Genomic DNA, 23,168 nt, shown 5'->3' with positions numbered 1-23,168 from the left:
TTTTGGGGGGGGTGGGGGTCCCCCCCCCCCCCGGGCCCCGGGGTTTTCTCCCACCTTCGGGCGTGGCGCCCCCCGGGGGGGGGGCGGGCGCGGGGGGCCCCCCCACGCCGGAGCTGATCAGGCCCAGGGGTCGAACGGGATCCCGGCCGGCTCGGACGCGTTCAGCAGGTTGCGGAACCGGTCGTCCTTGTCGGTGATCTTGATCGTCGCGGACCCGAAGTCCGCGGTCATCAGCGTGTCGCGCAACGCCGTACTCGGGTAGCCGTTCCAGCCGACGAGCGGTGGGTAGCGCCAGTTGTGGTAGTGGTTCTCCGGCGGTTCGTCGTTGCTGTTGGCGAGCCGGAAGAAGTGCGTGCTCGCACCGTCCTTGTGGTAGACGACCTTCGGGTGCGAGCCGTCGAACCGGACCTGCGAGCGGGGGTAGGTGACCTGGCTCGAGTGCTGCGTCGTGGTCACGTACTCGACCTCGTTGGTGGCCTGGTTGACCCACGAGATCACGTGTTCCCAGTCGTGCCGGTGGCCGCCGAGGCTGCTGCCCGGGAGGGCCTGGTCCTTCTCGAAGTAGCTGGCGTACACGATCGCGCACCAGCCGTTGTTGCACTTCTCGCGCGAATAGGTCTGCGAGTTGTCGAGGTCGGACTGGTCGCGGCAGTTGCCGTTCAGCGCACCGGTCGGGTTCAGGCCCGGGTTCAGCGTGCCGTCGGGGCCGATCGCCGGGGTGGCGTAGCAGCCGTCGGTGTCGTAGTCGTACGCCGGCGAGAACGACTGCTCGTACCCGTCGGCGTTCTGCGGGAGGTTGTGCGGTGGCTCGGCGTACGCCATCGCGGCCGAGGTGATCATCAGGGCGGCGGTGCCGAGGACGACGCCGAGCGTTCGTCTGGGCATGTGTGCTCCTCACTTATTTCAGGGCGGTAAGGAAGGTGCACCCAGATCTTAGGGCGGTCAGAGCCTGAGCGTCAGGGTTGCGGCCGTGCCGTCGGTATACGTCACCTGCACGGGTACGCCGGTCTTGTTGGCGTTCACGAGTTCGTCGCCGGGGAACCAGAGCGCGAACTGGCCGGCGCTGACGCTCGCGGCGACCTTGCCGTGCGACCTGCTGGCGTAGCTGACCGCGGTGACGTCCTGGCCGGCCAGGCCGGTGATGACGGACAGGTCGTGTCCGTCACTGGAGCCGGTGCCGAGCGTGACCGGGGTCAGCGCGCGGGGCGCCGGCAGGTCGGTCGTCGTACCGATGGCGCCGAACTGGTCGCGGAACAGGTGCCGGGACCGATCGGTGATGCAGAGGGCACCGAAGCCTTTCCGGTCTGCGAGTACGACGAGGGTCCAGACGCCGCGGCGCTCCGCGATCGCCGTGCCGGCGGTGGCCAGTTGGTTCTTGTACTGGTCGTCGGAGTTGTCACGGCAGGCCTTGGAGGCGTCGAGGGCAGCCTTCCCGGTGAGTCCGCTCGGCGTGCCGGTCCAGGTCGCGAACGCCTGATCCCCGCCGACCGCCGAGGGCAGCACCAGGGCAGCCGCGGTCGCGGCAGCGACAAGACCTGTGCCGATGGCGAGCCGTGGTACCCACCGGCTGTGACGACGGGCCGGTGGTGGAGCGGGCGTGGCGAGGATGCGGTGCAGGGTCGCCTGGGCGCGGGGGCTTTGCGGGTCTGCGCCGGTGGCTGGGTCGAGGGTCTTGAGGACGGCCAGCTCGTCGGGTGCGGTCATGACGGGTGCCTTTCGGGAGTCTGTGCGGGGAGGTGGCCGAGCAACGAGCGCAACGCGCGCCGCGCCCGGCTCAGACGCAACCGGAACGCGACGGGGGAGATGCCGAGTACGGCGGCGGCCTGTGGCGCGCTGAGGTCGTCGAGGACCGCGAGCGCGAGCGCCTCCTGATGTCCGTCGGTCAGCCGTCCCCACGCGCGACTCAGATCGACCTGCCGGGCGACTAGTTCGACGTCGTCGTCGAGCGCCGCCGGGATCGTCGCGGCCAGCCGGACGGCGACCGCGTGTTGCCGGCGCGCCCCGCGGTGGGTGTTCAGGATGACGTTGCGCGCGATACCGAACAACCAGGCCCGCGCGTCCGCGGTCCCCGTCGGGAGATCGGCCGGCCGCCGCCACGCCACCAGGAACGCCTCGGCGACGATGTCCTCCGCCTGCGGCTCGGGTACCCGGCGCTGCGCGAACCGGACCAGATCGGCGTACGTCGCCTCGAACAGCGCGACGAACCGCTCCTCGTGATGGTTGCTCATAGCCCGTACCTGTCCGGCATCCCGTTCGGTGTGTCGGGCCATCATGCACGCTGGAGGGTGGACCCGGCCGGGCGCACAATGGCGTGGTGCGGTTTCGGATTCTGGGGTCCGTCGGGGTGGTGGCCGGGCAGAGCGAGCTCGTGATCCCCGGGGAGCGGGTCCGCACACTGCTGGCCGCTCTGCTGCTGCGTGCGGATCAAGTGGTGCCTGCGGAGCAGCTGCTGTACGACGTGTGGGGCGAGGACCTTCCGGCCAACCCGCGGTCGGCGATGCAGGCCGCCGTGTCCCGGCTCCGGCAGGCGACGGGTGCCGAGGTGCAGCATGCGTACGGCGGCTATCGGATCGCGCTGGACGGGCACGAGCTGGATCTGACGCAGTTCCGGGACCGGGTCGCCTCGGCCTCGGCGGCTGATGCCGAGGAGCGCCTCGACCTGCTGACGGCAGCGTTGCGCCTTCATCAGGGCGACGTCCTGCGGGGCGCGTCGACCGGGACGTTGGCGAGGCGGTTCGGGCCCGGGCTGCGGGACGAGTGGCTCGACGTACGGGAGCAACGAGCCGAGGCGTTGTTGCTGCTCGGGCAGGTGGATGGGGCCGCGGCCGAGCTCGTTGCGCTGACCAACGACAGCCCGCTGCGGGAACGGGCCTGGCTGTTCCTGCTGCAGGCGTTGCAGGCGGCCGGCCGTACGGCGGAGGCGCTGGCGGCGTACGAGAAGGTCCGGCAACTGCTGGCGGACGAGCTCGGCGCGGACCCGTCGCCCGAGCTGCGCGACCTGCACCAGCAGTTGCTCGACAGCGAACGCGCCGCGGCCTGGACCGCGCGTACCCGGCTGCCGCTCCCCGTCACCGGCTTCATCGGCCGCGACGACGAAACCGCCAAAGCCCTGGACCTCCTCACCCAAGACGACGGCCTCCCGGTCCTGCTCCTGTCCGGCCTCCCCGGCGTCGGCAAATCCGCCCTGGCCACCCGAATCGCCCACGCGGCGAAACACAGGTTCCCTGACGGCCAATGGTTCGTCCGCCTGCGCGATCGCCCTGCGGACGCTGTCGTCGGAGAACTCCTGGGGTACTGCGGCATCAGCGCGAGCGCAGTCCCGGACAGTCCCCGGGCGCGCACCGAGACCTACCGGGAAGCACTGGCGGGCCGGCGCGTTCTGCTCGTCCTCGACGACGCGATGTCGGCCGCCGACGTGCACGCGCTGCTGCCGAACAGCGCAGGCTGTGCCGTGGTCGTCACCAGCCGGCAGTCGCTGGCCGACCTGTCGATCACGGCCGGGGCCAGCGGCATGCTGCTCGCACCGTTGACGCCGGACCAGTCGACGACCTTCCTCCGCACCACCGGCGAGTTCGCGGCCGCAGGCGCTGCGGAGGAGCTGTCCGAGCTGTGCGCGGGCCTGCCGCTGGCGTTGCGGATCGCGGCCGCCGGGGCGCGGATGCTGCCGCCGTCGAAGCTGGCGGCGTACGTGAGCCTGCTCCGGAAGAGCCGCATCGAGGGGCTGTCCGGTGCACTGGGGTCTCACGGCGTCCGGGAGTCGTTCGACCTGTCGTACAACGCGCTCGATCTGCAACCACGCCGGCTGTTCGGATTACTCGGTCTGCACCCCGGAGACGAGTTCGGCGCCGGCGTGGCGGCGGCCCTGCTCGGCACCAGCACCGCCGAGGCCGGCCGGACATTGCAGGAGTTGGCCGACGCGAGCCTGCTCATCCGTACCGATGTCGAGCGGTACAGGTTCCACGATCTGGTCCGCGAGTACGCCGAGGACCAGGCCCCGGCCGACCGCGCGGCGGCTGTCGCCCGGATGCTGGACTGGTATCAGTTCTCGGCCGTGGCTGCGGAGGCCTTGATCCATGACGCGGACCTCGGACAGCTGGTCTCCCGGAGGTCGGTCGACGAGGTCCGGGTGCAGGCACCGGCCGACGAGTCCGCCGCTCTCGACTGGTACGACACCGAGTGGGAGAACCTGACCGCGTTGGCTCGCTGGGCCGCGGCGGCCGGCGAGCCGGACCTGACGTGGCAACTGCCCGGACTGCTCTGGTCGTACGTCGCACTGCGCCGTCGCTGGCAGGACCATCGGGAGCTCTACACCGCGGCGGTCGAGGCAGCCAAGGACCAGGAGCGTCTCGACGGTGCGGCCTGGGTCGCGCTGTATCTGGGCAACACGCAGCTCTACATCGGAGATCTCGCCGCGGCCGCCGAGAGCTATCAGGAGGTTGTTCGCCTGAGTCGGCTGATCGGCAACACAGACCGTGAGGCGGCCGGTCACGGCAACGCCGGGCTGGTGCTGCACACGATGGGCGATCTGCGCGGCGCGATCAGCTGCTACGAGGCGGCGCTCGAACTCGAGCGCCCCGGCAGCGGCCGCGCGCAGACCCTGAACAACCTGGCCAGCTGCCTTCGGCGCCTGGGCGCGCTCGACGAGGCACGAGCGGCGGCTGCCGAAGCGGCGGAGGTGTATCGGTGTCTGGACCAGCGGTCTGCGCTCGGATTCGCGGTGGGCAACCTGGCCGACGTCTGCCTCGCCCAGGGCGATCTCGAGGCCGCCCGGGGGTACCTGTCCGAGTGCCTCGAGATCGCCCGCGACTTCGAGATGGTACGGCTCGAGGCCGAGGCGTGCGCCGTACTGGCGTTGATTCATGAGGCAGCCGGCGAAGCAGCGGCGGCGGCCACCGCGGCTCGTTCCGCGATCGACCTGATGGGCCGCATCTCGACCCCGGAGACCGCCACGATCGCGGAGCGGGTCGAGCACCTGCTCGGCTAGCGCTGTTCGCGTCTGCTCAGCAGGGTGAAGGCGGCGATCGAGACGGCGGTCAGGCAGGCGGGGATGAAGAAGACGTGCGGGAGGCCGATGGCGGCGACGCCGATGCCGCCGATGGTGCCGCCGATCGCGGAGCCGAGGGGGATGGCGCTGAGGAAGATGCCGGAGGCGGTGCCGACACCCTCGGGATAGAGGCGCTGCGCGATCGTGACGCCGAGGGCGCCGACGCAGGCCCAGAGGCCGGCGGTCAGGGTCTGGCCGAGGAACAGGCCGGCGACCGACGTGCTGAGCGCGTACGTGACGTTGCCGGCCAGGCCCAGTACGGCGCCGGCCGTCATCGCGCGCATCGCGCCGTACCGATCCGCGAGCCGGGCGACGACCGGGAGCAGCAGGAGTTCGAGCAGCGGCTGGATGCCGATCACCGCGCCGCGGACGGCGTCGGAGACGTGCAGCTGGTCGGCCATGTAGATCGGCAGGTAGCCGAACTTGATCGTGTCGCCGGTCATCGCGAGCACGCAGACGGCGGTGAAGACCAGCAGCGGCAGCATGTGGTCGATCCGGCGGCGCTCCGTGGACGTGCTGCGGTGCGGGTCGTCGTACCGCTCGACGCGCTGCCGGCCGAGCGGGAGCACCTGGGCGAACACGCAGACAGCCGTTGCCACCAGCAACGGCCGCAGCCCGAAGACGCCGCCGAACCAGCTGCCGAACACCGGGCCGAGGATCCAGCCGGTGGTGAACGCCATCCGGATCGTCGCGATCACCCGGTTCTCGGCCCGGGTCGGGTGCCGGCTGAGCTCGTCCCGGCAGGCCGCGAACAGCTGCGCCATCGAGCCGCCGGCGACGCTGAGCGCGAGTGCGCTGATCACGAACGGCATCCACACCGCGGTCGACGCCGCCATCGCCAGCCACCCGGCCGCACCGATCAGCGCGCAGATCCGGAACCACAGCAGCCGGTCGTGGCTCCGGTCCGACCAGCGGCCGACCAGGAACCCGGCGAGCGGCGCGGCCAGGTTCGTCACGTAGTACAACCCGGCCACCGGCAGCGGCGTGTGCAGTTCGCGGACCAGGAACAGCGTCAGCTGTGGGGTCGCCGACGACACCCCGATGCCGGCGACCAGCAACGAGAGGAAGGCCGAGCGGTAGAACCGTGACCGGAGGACGACGCCGAGTGCGGACTCCGACCGATCGAGCATCACCGTCGGCGCTGCACGGCGAGCCGGACGGTGCGCTCGGCGAGGTCCGAGATCCGGGCGTGGTCGAAGCCGAACAGCGCGGACCGGGTCCGGTCCTCCAACGGCGCGATCATGTGCTCGGGCAGACCCCGGGTGCCGGTCAGTACGCCGAGCACCGAGCCGACAGTCGCGCCGTTCGAATCGGTGTCCCAGCCGCTCATCACCACCCGGCCGACGCCGGTCATCCAGTCGTCCTCCGACCACAGCAACGCGAGGGCGACGATCGCCGCGTTGTTGATCGTGTGCACCCACGAGTAGTGGCCGTACCGCTCCTGGACCCGGCCGAGCGCGACCTCCCACGCGACCTGGGAGTCATACAGCGCCAGCACGTCGCGCAGCGCCTCGGCCAGTCGCGACTCCGGCGGTACGACGCCTGTCGCGCGCTCCACCACCTCGCGCGGTGACGACGCGGTGAACGCGGCCGCCACCAGCGCCGCCGCCCACATCTCGCCGTAGATCCCGTTCCCGACATGGGACAGCGCCGCGTCCCGGTAGGAGAGCTGCGCCGCGGACCACGGGTCGCCGGCGTGCACGTATCCGAAGACGTCGCCGCGGATCTGCGCGCCGATCCACTCGCGGTACGGGTTCCGCCGCCGCGCGGCCTCCGGGACGGTGAACCCGTTGACCAGGTTCAGGTACGCCGCCCGCTCCGCCGTGTACACCTGCTCGATCGGGAACAGCCGCGTCCAGGCACGGCCGACGTCCTCGGTCCGCAGCTCGTCGCCGTGGGTCTCGAGCAGGTGCAGCGCCAGGATCGCGTAGTCGATGTCGTCGTCCCGCGCCGAGCCGTGCACGTTCCCGCGCGTGGTCTCCGGCCAGCACGGGACCAGCCGGAACCCGTCCGGCATCGGATCCAGCACCGGGACGTAGTCGCGCAGCGGGTAGGCGTCGGCGAGCTTCAGGTAGTCGCGGATCCGGTCGGTCGTCCAGTAGTCACCCGACTCGACCGGCTTGCCGAGGTTGCACCCGGCGATCCGCCCGAGCCACCCGGCCCCGATCCGGTCGGTCAGCTCCGCCTCGGGCACAGCAGAAGCGGCGGGCCGACCGTCGAGCGTGTCCTCGATGTCCCCGAGCCCGTCCGGTTCGACGTACGTCCAGCCGGGCAGCCGTTGCGCCAGGGACATCCGGTCGACCAGGTCCAGGACCGCGTCCCGGTCGCCCGGATCGGTCCGGTTCGCCTCCTGCACCAGCGCGTCGACGTCGTACCCGGTCTCGCGCCGCTGCCGGACCTCGTCGACCAGCAGGTTCACCGGCTGCATCGCGTCGTGGAAGTGGCTCGAGTACCCGGATCCCAGTTCTGTCACGTGCTCAAGTTCATCATGCTCAGGACCAGAGCGCCTGACTGACCGCCGTGCCCAGGAAAACGCTCCCCAGGCCGGCGACGATGCTCGCGGTCACGTTCGCGACGGCGAGGAACCGGGCCCGGTCCTCGAACAGCCGGATCGTCTCGTAGGAGAACGTCGAGTACGTCGTCAGCGCCCCGCAGAACCCGGTCCCGACGAACAGTTGGACGCCCTGCGGCAACGCGTTCGACGCCCCGGCCAGGAACCCGAGGACGAGCGCGCCGAGGACGTTCACGCTGAACGTCCCCCACGGGAACATGGAGTCGTGCCGGGCCTGGACGGCGCGGTCGGCGACGTACCGCAGCGGCGCCCCGAGCAGTCCGCCGGCGATCACCAGCAGGAGCCGGGTCATCGGGTCCGCCAGGTGATCAGCGCCCGGGTCGCGCTCACCGTGCAGCGGACCGCGAGCAGCGCGCCGACGACCGTGGCGGCGAGATACAGCAGCCCGGTCCCGGCGTGACCCCCGGTGACGAGCTTCTCGATGTCCACGGCGTACGTCGAGAACGTCGTGAACCCGCCGAGCACCCCGGTGCCGAGGAACGGGCGGACCAGCCGCTGCTGGGTGAAGACGTCCGTGACCAGCACCATCAGGATCCCGATCAGCCCGCAGCCGACGATGTTGATCACGAAGGTGTTGACGGGGAACCCGCCGGCCGGCGTCGGCCAGCCGAGGCTGATCAGGTATCGCGCGGTGGCCCCGAGCGCGCCGCCGACCGCGATCACGCCGAGAATCGCCGGGTCGTGCGCGCGCCGGGCACGGCCGTCGACCCGCAGGTCGACGTCGGAGTCGACCGCGCCGCGCGGCAGCGGGTTCACCGGGTGATGGTCCACAGACAGGCCTCCTACCAGCACTGACCTCCCGGCACGACGCCGAGAGGTTCCACAGGTAGGGACTGTTGGCCGCCGGACTGACGACAGTTCGGTCCGGCGAGCCCCACCGCCGGTCAAGCGCCGTCGATCATACCGGATGCCCTGCCGTCATCCGATGACGGTGAGTTGACGGTGGGCTCGGCCATGATCACGGCGGACGCTGCCGCGTCCGTCCGGGGGCCGGGGGTGGTCCGGCACGTCATGAGGGGTGTGGATGAGACAGATCCGGAAGTTCGTCCTGGCCGGGGCCGGGCTGAGTCTGATGCTGACCGGCTGGAGTACGCCGGCCGGAGCGGGACCGGCCGGCCCCGCCCATACGCCGGCGCCGGTGGTTGCGCGGTCGCCCGAGGCGCAGGCCCGGGCGACCGGGCAACGGGTGGAGGTCACCCGCGAGCGGTCCGAGACGTCGACGGTGTATGCGAACCCCGACGGGACGTACACGGCCGAACTGTCGCCGACCCCCGTCCGGGTTCGGCAGGGTGGCGGCTGGGCACCGGTCGACAACGGTCTGGTGACGCGGGCCGACGGCAGCGTGGGTCCGAAGGCGGCCGGCACACCGCTGCGGTTCTCCGGCGGTGGCAGCGAACCCCTGGTGACGTACGGCGAGAACGCTCGCCGGATCGTGCTGCGTTGGCCCGGCAAACTCCCGAAACCAGTCCTCTCCGGTGCCACCGCGACCTACCCGGAAGTCTTCCCCGGCGTCGATCTGCAGGTAAGCGCGACCACCGCGGGCTTCTCGCAGGTGCTGGTCGTGAAGAGCCGGCAGGCTGCGCGGAACCCGGCGCTGCGACGGGTCGGCTTCGGTCTGAGCACCTCGGGGCTGTCCGCGAAGGTCGGTCCGACCGGGATCACGGCGTACGACAGGTCCGGCAAGGCTGTGCTCGGCTCGGGAGCCGCCGCGATGTGGGACTCGGCCGGTGCCCGTAGCCAGAGCCGGATGACCCTCGCGAACGGCCGGCTCGTACTCGAGCCGGACCGGCGCCTGCTGACCGGCTCCGCGACGAAGTACCCGGTGTACGTCGATCCGCCGTGGGGTACGACCACGTCCGGATTCGTGATGGTCTTCAGCGGTCACCCCAACGACACGTACTACGGCGGTGACGGGGACCGGATCGCCAAGGTCGGCGACTGCGCGTGGGACTACTGCAACGGGATCGGCATCGCCCGGTCGTACTTCCAGTTCAACGCGTCGGCGTTGAAGGGCAAGCACATCATCAGCGCCGAGCTGAACGCGTTCGAGAACTACGCTCCGTCCTGCAGCGCCCGCAACGTCGAGCTGTGGTGGACGTCGTCGCAGGTCAGCAACACCACGACCTGGAACAACCAGCCGTTCGGCCGGGGTACCAACATCCACCTCGGGACCAGGACGGTGGCCTACGGCTACAGCTCCGCGTGCCCGGGCAACTGGGTCGGGTACGACGCGGTCGAGGCGGTCAAGCACGGTGTCTCGCAGGGCGGGATCACCACGTTCATGCTGAAGGCGCAGAACGAGTCGGACGCGCTGGCCTGGAAGAAGTTCACGATCCTGCCGTCGCTGTCGGTCGTCTACAACAGCTACCCGGGTACGCCGGCGGCGCCGACGGCCGAAGGCAAGAGTTGCGGCACCGCGCCGAACGAGGCGTACGTCAATCCGTACGTCGACAACGATCCGGCGAAGGGCCTGCGAGGGCCACGGCTCGCCACAAAGGTCACCGACGCCGACGGCGGCAACCTGCGCGTGAAGTTCGAGTGGTCGAACCGCAGCCACACGGTGCTCGGTACGGCGACCACCGCCAGCCTGTCCTCCGGGTCGACCTTCACCGCGGACGTTCCGGCGTCGCTGGCGGCGGACGGCGCCAAGCTCTCGTACCGCGCGATCGGTGACGACGGCACCGACGTCGGCCCGTGGTCGGCCTACTGCGACGTCACGATCGACCGGACCGCGCCCACCGGTGACCCGTCCGTTGCCTCCAGCACCTATCCGGAGTGCCTCGGGGCCGACTGCCCGGCCGGCGGCGGGATCGGCCAGGCGGGCACGTTCACCTTCGACGCCGGCGGGGACGCGGACGCGGTCGGCTTCCGCTACGGCCTCGACAACGACCAGACGCCGTTGTCAGTGCCGGCCGGCGCCGCCGGAGGGACCGCGACTGTGCAGGTCACGCCGACGGCGAACGGCCCGATGGACTTGTACGTCCGGACCGTCGACCGGGCCGGGAACCTCGGCACCGTCCTCCACCGCTACCACTTCTACGTCGGCTGACGGGGGCTCATCATGCGACGTCATCATGTGCGGGGGATCCTCGCGACAGTGCTCAGCGGGTGCTTGGTCGTCTCGCTGACAACGGCCGGCCGGGCGACTGCTGTGCCGACGCCGGCCAAGGTCACTCCGCACGGGGTCCAGAACATCCCGTCCGTCGGCGGGCGCGACGCGGCGCCGGTTCGCGTCGCCGAGCCGCCCGCCGACACCGCGGGACTGCCGGAACCGAAGTGGCCGCCGGCCACGTCGGCCGATGTCGCGGTCTCGAGCACCGCGGCGCGCGTGAAGGCCGGCCAGACGCCGGTGACCCTCAGTTCGCCGACACCCGGGAAAGTGCATCTACAGGTCCTCGACCGGACCTCCGCAACCCGTGCCGGAGTCGACGGTCTCGTGCTCAAGGTGCGCGGCGCGGCCCGGCAGAAGATGTCGGTCACGGTCGACTACAACGCCTTCAAAGGTGCGTACGGCGGCGACTGGTCGTCAAGGCTCCGGCTCGTACCGGAGTCCGGGGCCGGCGTCGGCGCCGTACACAACGATCCGCGGACCGGCACGCTGACCGCGGACGTCGCCTTCGACGGCACCGAGCAGACATTCGCGGTGACCGCCGCCCCGGCCGGCTCGACGGGGGACTACAAGGCCACGTCTCTGGCGCCGTCCGGCAAGTGGCAGGTGTCCGATCAGAGCGGCGACTTCACGTGGTCCTACGACCTCCGGGTCCCGCCGGTACCGAGCGGTCTCACGCCGGACCTGGCCGTGTCGTACGACTCGCAGTCGGTGGACGGCCGAACGGCGACCAGCAACAACCAGCCGTCCTGGATCGGAGAGGGCTGGGACCTCGGCGTCGGGTACATCGAGCGCTCGTACAAGGCGTGTGCGGACGACTTGAACGGCAACAACGGCACGACCAAGACCGGTGACCTCTGCTGGGGCACCGACAACGCGACGATGTCCCTCGCTGGGCACTCCACGCCGCTGGTGCTCGAGAACGGCACCTGGCGGCCGAAGTCCGACGACGGTTCGCGCATCGAGCACCTCACCGACGGCACCAACGGGGACAACGACCACGAGTACTGGCGTGTGACGACCACGGACGGAACGCAGTACGTGTTCGGTCGCACCACCGACTCGGCGTGGACCGTTCCGGTGTTCGGGAACAACGCCGGGGAGCCCTGCTACCAGACGACGTACGACGCCGCCTGGTGCCAGCAGGCGTACCGGTGGAACCTGCAATCGGTCACCGACGCGCACGGCAACACGATTACCTACAAGTACGCTCCCGAGAGCAACCTGTACGGGCGGAACCTCGGAAAGAGCGCGGTGTCCTACGTCCGCGGCGGCACGCTGCTCGAAGCGGACTACGGCACGCGCACCGGCAGCACCGGCCAGGCACCCGCCCGGGTGGTCTTCGGTACGGCGGACCGTTGCCTGTCGAACTGCACCACGCACAACGCGTCGACCTGGCCCGACGTGCCGTGGGACATGTCCTGCACAGCGTCCCCGTGCACCAGCAAGTACTCTCCGACGTTCTGGTCCACGAAGACGCTCAACACTGTGACTACGCAGGTCTCGACGGGCGGTGGCGGGTACCGCGACGTCGAACGCTGGACCATGACGCACAGCTTCCCCTCGCCAGGTGACGGCACCACCGGTGCGCTCTGGCTCCGCGACATCACCCACGCCGGCACGGCTGCCGGCACTGTGACACTGCCTGCGGTCGTCTTCGGGGGCACACTGAAGGCAAACCGGGTGAACAGCGCCGCGGACGGTCTGCCGGCGCTGTACAAGGAGCGCGTCACCTCGATCAAGAACGAGTCTGGTGGCGAGGTCGACGTGACCTACTCCAACCCGGACTGCACACCGACCAGCCTGCCGAGCGCGGCCGACACCAACACGAGACTGTGCTTCCCGGTCCGCTGGACGATGCCCCCGGCAACAACTCCGGCCAACGACTGGTTCCACAAGTACGTCGTCCGCCAGGTCGTGGAGAACGACCGTACCGGCTCGAACCTCGCGATGGTCACGAACTACGACTATCTCGGCACGCCCGCCTGGGCCTACAACGACAACCCGCTGCAGAAGCCGGAAGACCGCACCTGGAACGAGTGGCGCGGGTACAGCCAGGTCCGCGTCCGCCAGGGTGACACCGTCAACGACAAGAACAAGCCCGAGTCCGCGACGACGTACACGTACTTCCGCGGCATGAACGGCGACAAGCTCACCAGCGGCACCCGCACTGCCCAGATCAAAGACTCCACCGGCACCGCCATCGACGACAACGAGCAGCTGGCCGGCTTCCTCCGCGAACAGATCACGACCAACGGAGTCGGCGGACCCGAGGTCACCGGAGAGATAGACACGCCGTACAGCCGGCTGACCGCGACCCAGGGCACACTGCGCGCCTACCAGGTCGAGACGGCACAGAAGGACGGCCGAACCCGGCTGAACGACGGCACCTACCGCCGTACCCGGACCAGCTCGACCTACGACGAGTACGGAAACGAAACCCAGACGAACGACCTCGCCGACGTCACGTCACCGACGGACGACCGCTGCACCACGACGACGTACGCAAAGAACACGACCACCATGCTGGTCAACCTGCCGAGCTCGGAGACAGTCGTCGGAGTCGCCTGTGGCACGACGCCTACGTTCCCGGACGATGCGATCAGCGAGACAGAGACGTACTACGACGGCGCGGCTCTGGGTGTGGTGAGCAAGGGCGACGTCACCCGGACCAGGAAGGCGAAGTCGTATTCGGGCGCGACGCCCGTGTTCATGGACCTGTCCACGACTACGTACGACGGATACGGACGCGCACTCGTCGCGCGGGACGCGCTCAACCGGCCGGTGACGACTGCGTACACCGACGTCAACGGCCTGACCGTCGGGACGACCACTACGAACGCCCTCGGCCAGTCCACCAAGACCGTCGTCGACCCGGCCTGGGGCCTGTCGACGTCCACGACCGACGCGAACAACGCCCAGACAGGCTTGCTGTACGACGGTCTGGGGCGCCTGACCGCAGTCTGGAAGCCGGGGCGCTCGCAGGCGCACGGGGACACCCCGGACATGCACTACACCTACATCGTCCGGAATAGCCTGCCGAGCATCGTGCAGACCGACACGTTGGTTGCGAACGGCAACACAACGACCGGCTACACGCTGCTCGACGGGTTCCTGCGCTCCCGGCAGACCCAGGCCGAGAGTCCAGCGGGCGGCCGGATCATCACCGACACGTTGTACGACTCCCGCGGACTCGAGAACGTCGACCGTGCGGCGTACTACAACTCGTCCGCGCCCGGCACGACGCTGTTCCTCCCGGACGCCGGTCAGGTACCAAGCGCGACCGTGAAGGTGTACGACGGCGCAGGACGCGAGACCGCGTCGATCTACACCCATCTGAACGTCGAGCAATGGCGCACGGCCACGTCGTACGGCGGCGATCACGTCGACGTCGTGCCGCCGGCTGGTGGCACACTGACCAGCAAGTACAGCGACGCGCGCGGCAACACGACCAGGTTGCTGCAGTACCACGGACGCTCGTTGAGCGATCCGTACGACACCACGACGTACGACTACACGAAGGCCGGCGATCTGGCTTCCGTGACCGATGCTGCGGGCAACAGTTGGCGGTACGGTTACGACGTGCTCGGCCGGAAGGTCCGCTCGGACGATCCGGACAAGGGTGTCGCGACCATGACGTACGACGACGCCGGCCAGCAGTTGACCAGCACGGACTCCCGCGGCAAGACGACGGCCACGGTGTACGACGCGCTGGGACGGGTGCTGGAGACGCGGCTGGGCTCGGCAACCGGCACGCTGCTCACCCAGCGGGTGTACGACACCCTGGCGAAGGGTGCACTGACGTCCACGACGCGTTTCGTCGGCGGGAACGCCTACACCACGACGATGACGGGGTACGACGTCGCCGGACGACCCACTGGACAGACGGTGAGCATCCCGGCGAACGAAGGTGCACTCGAGGGGTTGTACACGACAGCGTTCACGTACGCGGCCGACGGCAGTCCGAAGACAACAAGCGAACCGGCGCTCGGTGACTTGCCGGGCGAGACAGTGGGGTTCGGGTACGACGATCTCGGCAAGCTGAACACCGTCGCCGGCGCGACCGCCTACGTCACTGGCACGGAGTACACGGCGCTCGGGGAGGTCGGGCAGACCATCCGCGGAGCCGTGGGCAAGCGGCTTTGGCAGACGTCGTACTACGAGGACGGCACCAGGCGGTTGCTGGAGACACTGACGGAACGAGAGCAGCCGGGCGGCGTGATGGCGCATGACATGCGGTACAGCTACGACCCGTCGGGCGACGTGACCAAGATCGGTGATCTGACGGCCGGCTCGGCTTCGGACACCCAGTGCTTCGGGTACGACTACCTGCAGCGCGTCAGCACCGCGTGGACGGCGACGGACGACTGTGCGGGCGCACCGTCCGCGTCGACGGTCGGTGGACCGGCGCCGTACTGGCAGAGCTTCGGCTACGACCTCACAGGAAACCGGACGAGCACCGTGCAACACGGTCTGGCCGGTGCGGCGGATGTGTCCAGCACGTTGACGTATCCGACGCCCGGCACGGCCCAGCCGCACACCGTTCGTGACGTCGTGACCGACGGCCGTACGTCGAAGTACAGCTGGGACTCGAACGGCAATCTGACCTCGCGGCCGGGACCGGACGGGACGCAGCAGACGCTGACCTGGAACGACGACGGGACCCTCGGCTCCCTCAGTTCGGCGGCCGGCACAACCGGGTACGTCTACGATGCCGATGGCAACGAACTGCTCCGGCACGACCCGGGCGCCACGACGCTCTACCTGGGCGACGGCGAACTCCGGCTGGACACGGCGACCGGCACGCTGACCGGGACGCGGTATTACGCCGGGATCGGAATCCGGACCGCGGCCGGTCTCGTCTGGACCGACGCGGACCAGCATGCCACCAGCACGGTGGCTATCGATGCGAACACGCTGACCGCGACCGTCCGCCGGATGGACCTGTTCGGCAACCTTCGCGGCCCCGACTGGCAGTACGGCGACCGGGGTTTCGTCGGCGGTCGCACGGAAGACTCAGGGCTGATCCGCCTGGGAGCCCGCGAATACGACCCGACCCTGGGCCGCTTCGTCTCCACCGATCCGGTCATCGACCCGACCGACCCGCAACAACTGAACGGCTACGCCTACTCCGGCAGCAATCCGGCGACCACCTCGGACCCCACCGGCCTGATCGGCTCCTGCCCGGACAACGACTGCCGGGGTCACCGAGGCTCCAACGCGAAGAAGCTCGACCAGCACCACCTGGACCGCGTGGCCCATCACGTGATCCGCGAGCGGCAGATCCTGCGGCGACTGGGTGCGTACTGGCGGAAGACCTACGCAGCCGAGGCACTGAAGCGGTACCGGGCGGCAGCGCCGGCCCGCAAGGCAGACGACGGGTACAACCGGAACGCCCCGACGACACAGGCCTACGACGGGAAGCTTGACCTGACCAACAACAGGGCGATGCGCAACTACTACGCGAGAGACGGCGTACCGACGGCCGACGGCATGCGGGTGGTGACCGGCCGGGTCTGGATGGCGACGGACTGTGGCGCCTGTCCGGGTAACGGGTATGTGGATGTCACGGTCACCGGCTCGTGGTCCGCGGACGGATCCTCGTACATCCAGAGCGTGACCTTCGACAACCACACGAACTGGGAGGTCGACGTTGTCCAGATGCGGCAGGTCGACCGCGGGGGGTACTTCGACGTCGACAAGCAGTTCCTGGCGCCCGGCGAGCGAAGGCCTGTTGCAGTGAATCGCCGCACCAGCGGCGGGAACTCGGACTTCTCGTTCACCATGATCGTCGGCGGTGTGATCGCTCCGATCGGCCCGGGCGACGGGGACATGGCGGAGGCCTCGCCGACGGGCAAGGGCAACGGCGCAGGCGGCTCCGGCCTACCGGGGAACGGAGGCCGCAACGAGTGGGTGATTCGTCCGGACGGTGAGTGAACGCACCCGCCTGGTGCGGGCTGGAGGTTTCAGTCCGCACCGGGTGGCGTGCCGCCGGCGAGGCCGGCGAGGAAGGTTTGGCACCGGATAGCGAGGGCGTGGTGGTGGGTGGTGGTGGCCAGGTGCAGGGCGGTGGTGCCGGCTTGCACGGCCCGGGCGGGGTCGGTGTGGAGGAGACAGTGCGCCTGGCCCAGGTGGGATTCCGCGATGTACAGGGTGAAGCCCTTGGTGGTGCTGAGGGCCAGGACCTGGGCGAACGTCGTGCGGGCGGCGCCGTGGTCACCCCGGGCGAGTTGGACCCAGGCGAGGGCGGTGCGGGTTTCGGCCTCGGTCAGGGGAGTGGCGTCGGTCAGGTCCAGGCCGGCCTTGGCATGAGCGAGGGCGACGGTGAGGTTGCCGGCGGCCAGTTCGGTGAGGGCGAGTTCGGCGAGGCAAGAGGCGCGGTTGCGGCGGTGGTCGGCGTGGAGCCCGGCGCCGAGGTCGACCCGGGCGCCGTCGAGATCGCCGAGCATCCGGCGAGCGGTGCCGCGGTTGATCCGGGTGATGACGGCGATCGACGGCGGCGGGTCGAGCGCCAGGCATCGGTTCGTGCTGACGAGTGCGCCGGCCGCATCCCCCAGGAGGAGCTGGTTGTGGCTCAGATTGAGGAGTGCGTTGGCGCTGAGCAGGTCGGCGCCGACGCACTCGAACCTGCCGACGGCCTGTGCGAGCAGTTCGGCCGCTCGGTCGAGTTCCCCGAGCGTGTTGTGGGCGAGTCCGAGGTTGGCGAGCATGGCCGCCTCACCGACGACGAACCCGGTGGCCCTGAACAGGCGAAGCGCGTGCTGACCGAGTTCGATGGCCGCCGCCGGGTCGCCACGTACGTACGACCGTGTGGCGAGACTCTGCCACAACAGCCCGCTTGTGCGATCGCAGGGCGCCGCGGCGATCCCGGCCTGGCAGAGCTGTTCCCATTCGGCAAAATGCAACCCGGCGAACAGGTAATGTCGCAGCGCGTCCGCGAGCTCGGCCGTTGCCTGCCCGGCCCGCGGATCGGCGGCGATCACCAGTAGATTGCGGAACTCGGCGTCCAGCCAGTCGCGGGCGTCCTCGGCCTCCGGGATGTCGTACCCGGCGCCCGGTTCCGGCGGATCGATGAGAGGCCGGTACTCCGGCTGGATCGCGGCCCGCGTCGTGCCGACGTACCAGGCTGCGAGGCGCTGCCAGGCGCTCTCGGCATCGGGGTCGGCGAGCTCGGCGGCGTACAGTCGCAGCAGATCATGGATTGCGTACCGCCCGGGCGCGACGACCTGCAGGAGATTCGACGCAACGAGTGTTCTGAGCAGTCGCTCGGACTCTTGCTGGGAAGATCCGAGCACGGGCGCGGTCGACGCGGCCGTGACGTCGTGGCACGGGTTGACCCCGAGCAGCCTGAAGCAGCGCCGCGTGTCCTCGTCCAGTACGGCGTACGCGAGGTCGAACACGGGACGTACCGCGGTCGCGGGATCGTCGAGGATCGCTAGGCGCGTGAGCCGGTCCGGGCCGTCGAGCTCCGCGCAGTACGCGGCGATGCCGGTGTGGGGCTGGACGGCCAGGTTCGCGGCCGCGATCCGCAGCCCGAGTGGGAGCCCGCCGCACAGCCGGGTGAGCCGACGGCAGCTCTCGTGCTCGGCTTCGACCCGCGCCCGGCCGAGAACCTGCGCGAACAGGCGGAGCGCGTCGTCGTCATCCAACGCGTGCACCGTGATCGGCGTTGCGCCCGCAGTGGCGACCAAGCCGGCCAGCAGACGCCGGCTGGTGACGAGGACGCCGGCGCCCGGGGTGCCGGGCAGTACGGCGCGTACCTGGTCGTCGGTGCGTGCGTCGTCGAGGACCAGCAGGACGCGCCGGCCGGCGATTCGGGCCCGGAGCAGGGTCGACAGTTCGTCCTCGTCGGCCGGCAGAGTCCGTGGATCAGCACCGGACGTACGGAGTAGTTCTCGGAGGACACTGGCATGGTCGCGGGCCGCGCGGCCCTGACCGAGCCGGACGTACCACTGCCCGTCCGGGTAGGCATCGGCCAGCCGGTGTGCGAGCCGGATCGCCGTCGCGGTCTTGCCGGCACCGGGAGGCCCGGTGACGGCGACCACGGAAACACTGTCCGGCGCCGGAGCGAGCGCCGTCGCTGCCCGGTCGAGCAGTTCGTCTCGCCCGACGAAGTCCCGGATCCCCAACGGCAACTGCCTCTGCACACTCCACCCGGTACCATCCGCAATCTTCGGAGCGGTGTCTGCGGAGGCCGCTGGATCGGTGGTCGTGCCGGGAGTGAGCACGATGTTGTCGGTAAGCAGGGACTGGCGGAGGTGACGGATGGTGAGGCCGGGGTCGACGCCGAGCTGGTCGACCAGTTGCGTCGCGAGTGCGTCGTACGCCGCGAATGCCTCCGACTGGCGGCCGCTGCGATGCAACGCGAGCATGAGCTGGCCGCACAGCCCTTCGTGCGTCGGGTGCGCGCGGGTGAGCGCTCGCAGCTCGGGCACCAGGTCGTGGTGCCGGCCGAGTTCGAGGCGGGCGTCGAGTGAGAGTTCGAGCGCGGCGAGCCTTTCGTCGAGCAGCTTCGCCGCAGCATCCCGGATCAGTGGACGATCGGTGAACTCCTCGAGGGGATCGGCTCGCCAGAGCCCGAGGCCGCGGTCGAGTACGGCGGTTCGCCGATCGAGGTCGCTGGTCGAGCGCGCCTGCGTGATCGACGTCCGGAACACGTCCATGTCGAGTTCGTCCGTGGTCAGCCGGATCCGGTAGCCCGTGGCGCCGGTTCTGATCCTGCCGCTGCCCAGTAGCTTGCGCAGACGGCGTACATAGGTCTGCACCGCGTCCTTGGGCGACACGGGCATCGCCAGCGGCCAGAGCAGGTCCGCGAGCTCGCCCACCGGGACTTCCCGATGAGCGCAGACCAGCAGTGCGGCAAGCAGGACCCGTAGGCGTGGGGCCGTCACCGGGACCGGTGCCCCGTCGTCGTCCAGGACCTGCAGTGGGCCGAGTACTCCGAATCGCACGGCAACCTCCCCCAGTCGTTCGCGACCGGAGGATAGTCGGAGCGGGCGGGGGCGCCCAATCAGTTCGAGGCTTCTCGAACCGTTGGTGTGACGCGGACGTGGATGTTCTTCATCAGGGGCTGGTCGCTCTGGGTGCTGTAGTCGGTGGCGGCGACGAGGACGTTCATTTCGGGCATGTAGCCGGCGGCGTTGCCGCGGGGCATGTCGTAGCGGAGGGCACGGTACTCGCGGAGGACGCGGGTGGAGCCGTCGCGGGCGGTGGCGGTGATGTCGACCAGGTCGCCCTGCGCGAGACCTCGGGCCTGCATGTCCTCGGCGTTCATCAGGATCAGCGTGCGGAGGTTCTTCACGCCGCGGTAGCGGTCGTTGTCGGAGTAGATCGTGGTGTTCCACTGGTCGTGCGACCGCATGGTCTGCAGGATCAGGACGTCGTCGTCGGCGGGCCGGAGGTCCGGCAGGTCCGCGGTGGAGAACTCCGCACGCCCGCTCTCGGTCCGGAAGACCAGTTCGCGCGCGGGCTGCCGGAGCCGGAAGCCGAGCGGGTGCCGCACCCGCCGGTTGAAGTCCTCGAACCCGTCCAGCGCCCGCGCCATGATGTCGCGGATCCGGTCGTAGTCCTCGACGTACGACGTCCACGGGGTGCGCGTGTCCGGCAGCGTGGCCCGGGCGATCCCGGCGATGATCGCGGGCTCGGACAGCAGCGCCGGCGAAGCGGGGCGTTTGCGGCCGGTCGACAGGTGCACCATGCTCATCGAGTCCTCGACCGACACCGACTGCGGACCGGCGGCCTGGACGTCGAGCTCGGTCCGGCCCAGGCACGGCAGGATCAGCGCCTGCCGGCCGTGTACGAGGTGGCTGCGGTTCAGCTTGGTGCTGACCTGCACGGTCAGCTCGCATGCGCGCAGGCCTTCCGCGGTCGCGGCGGTGTCCGGCGCGGCGAGCGCGAAGTTGCCGCCCATCCCGACGAACACCGTCACGGACCCGTCCCGCAGCGCCGCGATCGTCCTGACCGTGTCGAGTCCGTGGTGCCGCGGCGGGTCGATCTCGCAGGCGGCCGCGAGCCGGTCGAGGAACGCCGTACCCGGCCGGTGGTCGATCCCGCAGGTCCGGTTGCCCTGCACGTTGCTGTGGCCGCGGACCGGCGACGGTCCGGCGCCCTCACGGCCGAGGTTGCCGCGGAGCAGCAGCAGGTTGACGATCTCCCGGACGGTGTCGACGCCGTGCTCGTGCTGGGTGACACCCAGGCACCAGCTGATCAGCGTGCGGCGGGACCGCGAGTAGATCGTCGCGGCCCGGCGGATGTCCGCCTCGGTCAGCCCGGACTGCTCGACGAGGTCCGCCCAGTCGGTCTGCTCGCAGAGCTTCCGGTACGCCGCGAAGCCGTCGGTGTACCGCTCGAGGAACACCTCGTCGAGTGCCTTCGGGTCGGTCTCCGCCTCCTCGAGTACTGCCTTCGCGATCCCGCGGAGCAGCGCGAGGTCGCCGCCGACCCGGACCTGCAGGTTCAGGGTGCTGGTCGGGGTCGACCTGTTCAGCGCCATGTCGACGAACTCGTGCGGCACGATCGTCCGCCCGGCGGCCGCCTCGACCAGCGGGTTGATGTGCACGATCTGTGCGCCGCGCCGGTACGCGTCGGACAGCGCGGTCAGCATCCGCGGCGCGTTCGAGGCGGCGTTCACCCCGAGAACGAAGATCGCCTCGGCGGTCTCCCAGTCTTTCAGGTCCGCCGTACCCTTGCCGGTGCCGAGAGCGGCCTGGAGTGCGCGGCCGGACGCTTCGTGGCACATGTTCGAGCAGTCCGGGAGGTTGTTCGTCCCGTACTCACGGGCGAACAGCTGGTACAGAAACGTCGCCTCGTTGCTGAGCCGGCCGGACGTGTAGAACGACGCCTGGTCGGGGGAGTCGAGTCCCTGGAGCTCGGTGCCGATCAGGTCGAACGCTGCCTGCCAGCTGATCGGCACGTAGTGGTCCGTCGTCGCGTCGTACACCATCGGCTCGGTCAGCCGGCCGACGTCCTCGAGCGCGAAGTCCGTCCAGCTCTCCAGTTCGGCGACGGTGTGCGCGGCGAAGAACTCGCGGCCGGCGCGCTTCGGCGTCATCTCCCAGACGACGTGCTTGACGCCGTTCTCGCAGAGGTCGAGTTTCAGGCCGTCGATCGCGTCCGGCCACGCACACCCGGGGCAGTCGAACCCGCCGTTCTCGTGGTTCATCCGCAGCATCGCGCGCGGCCCGGAGGTGATCGCGTGCTCACGGCCGAGCACCTTGGCCACGGACCTCGCCGCACCCCAGCCCGCGGACGGATGGTGGTAGTCCTTCTGCGACCACTCGGCCTCGGTCGTCGGTCCGTCGCCGCCCTGGTCGCTCATCGTGTCCGCTCCCTCTGATCGCGCCTAGGTCCGAGTCTGCACCTTTCGGTCGCCGCGTGCGGAGAGGTTGTCGCCATCGACAGCCGGTGTCGTCTGTGGCAACAGCCGTACGTCGCCGGCGGCCGGCTCGGCCGCCGGCGACGTAGCCGGTTGGTGCGGAGCGGTCAGCCGCCGTTCAGGACGTCGTACTTCGGGGCGATCCGGAAGTACTGCGGGTCCGAGAAGGTCAGCGGGACCTTGCCGAGGCTCTTGATCACGGTGCTGCCGCCGTTGGCGTGGCCGACGGCGTACAGGTAACCGGACCTGGTGTCCCGGTCGATGCCGAGCAGCAGCGTGCCGCTCGTGCCGCACTTGGTCGCGACCAGCTGCTCGAAGCCCTGCCAGGTCGACCCGCGAACGACCTTGCTGGTCGGCGCCGCGAGGTACTTCGTCGGCCAGGTCACCGTGACCAGCGCGCCGGACCGGGTGTTGGCCAGGAACGTCTCGGAGGTCGCCGTCCGTCCGATCAGTGCGATGCCCTTGACCGTGCTCAGGCCGCCGACGCCGGAGGTGATCCGCCAGCTGCCCCCGTCGGACACCCAGCGCTGCGTGATGCCGTCGGTGCGCTGCCCGTACAGCAGGACGCGTGCCGGGTCACCGGCGTTCGCGGGCTGCAGGACGGACTGCTCGATCCAGCGGTAGTTCCCCCAGCCGCCGCCGACGCGCAGGTTGTTCTTCGGATAGTGCGGGTCGATCTGGCTCTCGCCGTCGACGACGAACGAGTTCGTGTACAGCGCGCCGCTCTGCACGGTGAGCCCGGACCGCGCCTCCAGCGTGCCGAGCAGCGGCGTACCGGTGAACGTGCTGATGTGCTGCACCTGGTTCGGTGCGAACACGCCGGCGGTGCCCCGGACGCCGCCGACGGTGATCGGGCTGGTGGCGTTGATCATCCGGCTGGTGAACGCCCCGGTGGACGTCACCGATCCGAGCCGGAGCGCGCACGCGGCCGTCGTCGCGGTCTGCCCGGCCGTCGTGGACTGCTGTGCCTGGGCCGTCGCGGCCGTCCCGATCCCCAGAGCGAGTACGGCGGCGGAAGCGAGTCCTACGGTCTTGCGAATCATGGCGGTTCCTCCCCTGACGCGGAGGC

Annotated in this window: 13 protein-coding genes; 3 read left to right on the top strand and 10 right to left on the bottom strand. The window is 70.0% G+C overall.

Going from position 1 to position 23,168, the window contains the following annotated elements; translation table 11 throughout:
• Positions 1-117 precede the first annotated feature (117 nt).
• From AB0M51_RS25985 to AB0M51_RS25975, 3 genes are read right to left on the bottom strand one after another with little or no spacing between them, the layout of a single operon-like run.
• The gene (locus AB0M51_RS25985; protein ID WP_344187108.1) at positions 118-885 is read right to left on the bottom strand and encodes an NPP1 family protein; all 768 of its coding nucleotides are present in this window, start codon (positions 883-885) and stop codon (positions 118-120) included.
• Between the two features lie 57 nt (positions 886-942).
• Positions 943-1,704, bottom strand: coding sequence for a hypothetical protein (locus AB0M51_RS25980; RefSeq protein WP_344187106.1), 762 nt, complete (start codon positions 1,702-1,704; stop codon positions 943-945).
• Entirely contained in the window at positions 1,701-2,228 is a 528-nt protein-coding gene (locus AB0M51_RS25975) for a sigma-70 family RNA polymerase sigma factor (RefSeq protein ID WP_344187104.1), read from the bottom strand. Before AB0M51_RS25975 ends, AB0M51_RS25980 begins: the two co-directional genes overlap by 4 nt.
• Positions 2,229-2,314: 86 nt before the next feature.
• Here AB0M51_RS25975 and AB0M51_RS25970 point away from each other — a divergent pair, with 86 nt between their 5' ends.
• Complete coding sequence (locus tag AB0M51_RS25970) at positions 2,315-4,984, top strand: BTAD domain-containing putative transcriptional regulator (protein ID WP_363750795.1); 2,670 nt, start codon at positions 2,315-2,317, stop codon at positions 4,982-4,984.
• Here AB0M51_RS25970 and AB0M51_RS25965 read toward each other — a convergent pair.
• From AB0M51_RS25965 to crcB (AB0M51_RS25950), 4 genes are read right to left on the bottom strand one after another with little or no spacing between them, the layout of a single operon-like run.
• Positions 4,981-6,174, bottom strand: coding sequence for an MFS transporter (locus AB0M51_RS25965; protein ID WP_363750793.1), 1,194 nt, complete (start codon positions 6,172-6,174; stop codon positions 4,981-4,983). The two genes, AB0M51_RS25970 and AB0M51_RS25965, sit on opposite strands and share 4 nt — an antisense overlap.
• Positions 6,174-7,517: an ADP-ribosylglycohydrolase family protein gene (locus AB0M51_RS25960; RefSeq protein ID WP_344187098.1), complete on the bottom strand. Its 1,344-nt coding sequence runs from the start codon at positions 7,515-7,517 to the stop codon at positions 6,174-6,176. The genes AB0M51_RS25965 and AB0M51_RS25960 overlap by 1 nt, the downstream gene beginning before the upstream one ends.
• Before the next feature lie 19 nt (positions 7,518-7,536).
• On the bottom strand, positions 7,537-7,908 hold the full coding sequence (gene crcB, locus AB0M51_RS25955; RefSeq protein ID WP_344187096.1) for a fluoride efflux transporter CrcB: 372 nt from the start codon (positions 7,906-7,908) through the stop codon (positions 7,537-7,539).
• Entirely contained in the window at positions 7,905-8,387 is a 483-nt protein-coding gene (gene crcB, locus AB0M51_RS25950) for a fluoride efflux transporter CrcB (protein WP_363750790.1), read from the bottom strand. The genes crcB (AB0M51_RS25955) and crcB (AB0M51_RS25950) overlap by 4 nt, the downstream gene beginning before the upstream one ends.
• Before the next feature lie 253 nt (positions 8,388-8,640).
• Between crcB (AB0M51_RS25950) and AB0M51_RS25945 the strand changes: the two genes are divergently transcribed.
• Both AB0M51_RS25945 and AB0M51_RS25940 read left to right on the top strand, forming a co-directional pair.
• Positions 8,641-10,665, top strand: coding sequence for a DNRLRE domain-containing protein (locus tag AB0M51_RS25945; RefSeq protein ID WP_363750788.1), 2,025 nt, complete (start codon positions 8,641-8,643; stop codon positions 10,663-10,665).
• A 12-nt stretch (positions 10,666-10,677) separates the two neighbouring features.
• Positions 10,678-16,662: an RHS repeat-associated core domain-containing protein gene (locus AB0M51_RS25940; RefSeq protein WP_363750786.1), complete on the top strand. Its 5,985-nt coding sequence runs from the start codon at positions 10,678-10,680 to the stop codon at positions 16,660-16,662.
• Positions 16,663-16,691: 29 nt separating this feature from the next.
• Here the strand turns inward: AB0M51_RS25940 and AB0M51_RS25935 are convergent, their stop codons facing one another.
• The 3 genes from AB0M51_RS25935 to AB0M51_RS25925 all read right to left on the bottom strand — a co-directional run bounded on the left by AB0M51_RS25935 (position 16,692) and on the right by AB0M51_RS25925 (position 23,142).
• Complete coding sequence (locus tag AB0M51_RS25935) at positions 16,692-19,676, bottom strand: BTAD domain-containing putative transcriptional regulator (RefSeq protein ID WP_363750784.1); 2,985 nt, start codon at positions 19,674-19,676, stop codon at positions 16,692-16,694.
• A 59-nt stretch (positions 19,677-19,735) separates the two neighbouring features.
• A complete protein-coding gene (locus tag AB0M51_RS25930) occupies positions 19,736-22,042 on the bottom strand; it encodes an FdhF/YdeP family oxidoreductase (protein ID WP_363750782.1) in 2,307 nt (768 codons plus the stop codon).
• 164 nt (positions 22,043-22,206) lie between these two features.
• On the bottom strand, positions 22,207-23,142 hold the full coding sequence (locus AB0M51_RS25925) for a hypothetical protein (protein WP_344187084.1): 936 nt from the start codon (positions 23,140-23,142) through the stop codon (positions 22,207-22,209).
• Between the last annotated feature and the right edge of the window lie 26 nt (positions 23,143-23,168).

The sequence above is a fragment of the Kribbella sp. NPDC051137 genome (assembly GCF_040682535.1).
Classification (GTDB): domain Bacteria; phylum Actinomycetota; class Actinomycetes; order Propionibacteriales; family Kribbellaceae; genus Kribbella; species Kribbella karoonensis.
The sequence above is the reverse complement of the archived record's forward strand: the minus strand, read 5'-3'. Positions and strand labels throughout refer to the sequence as shown.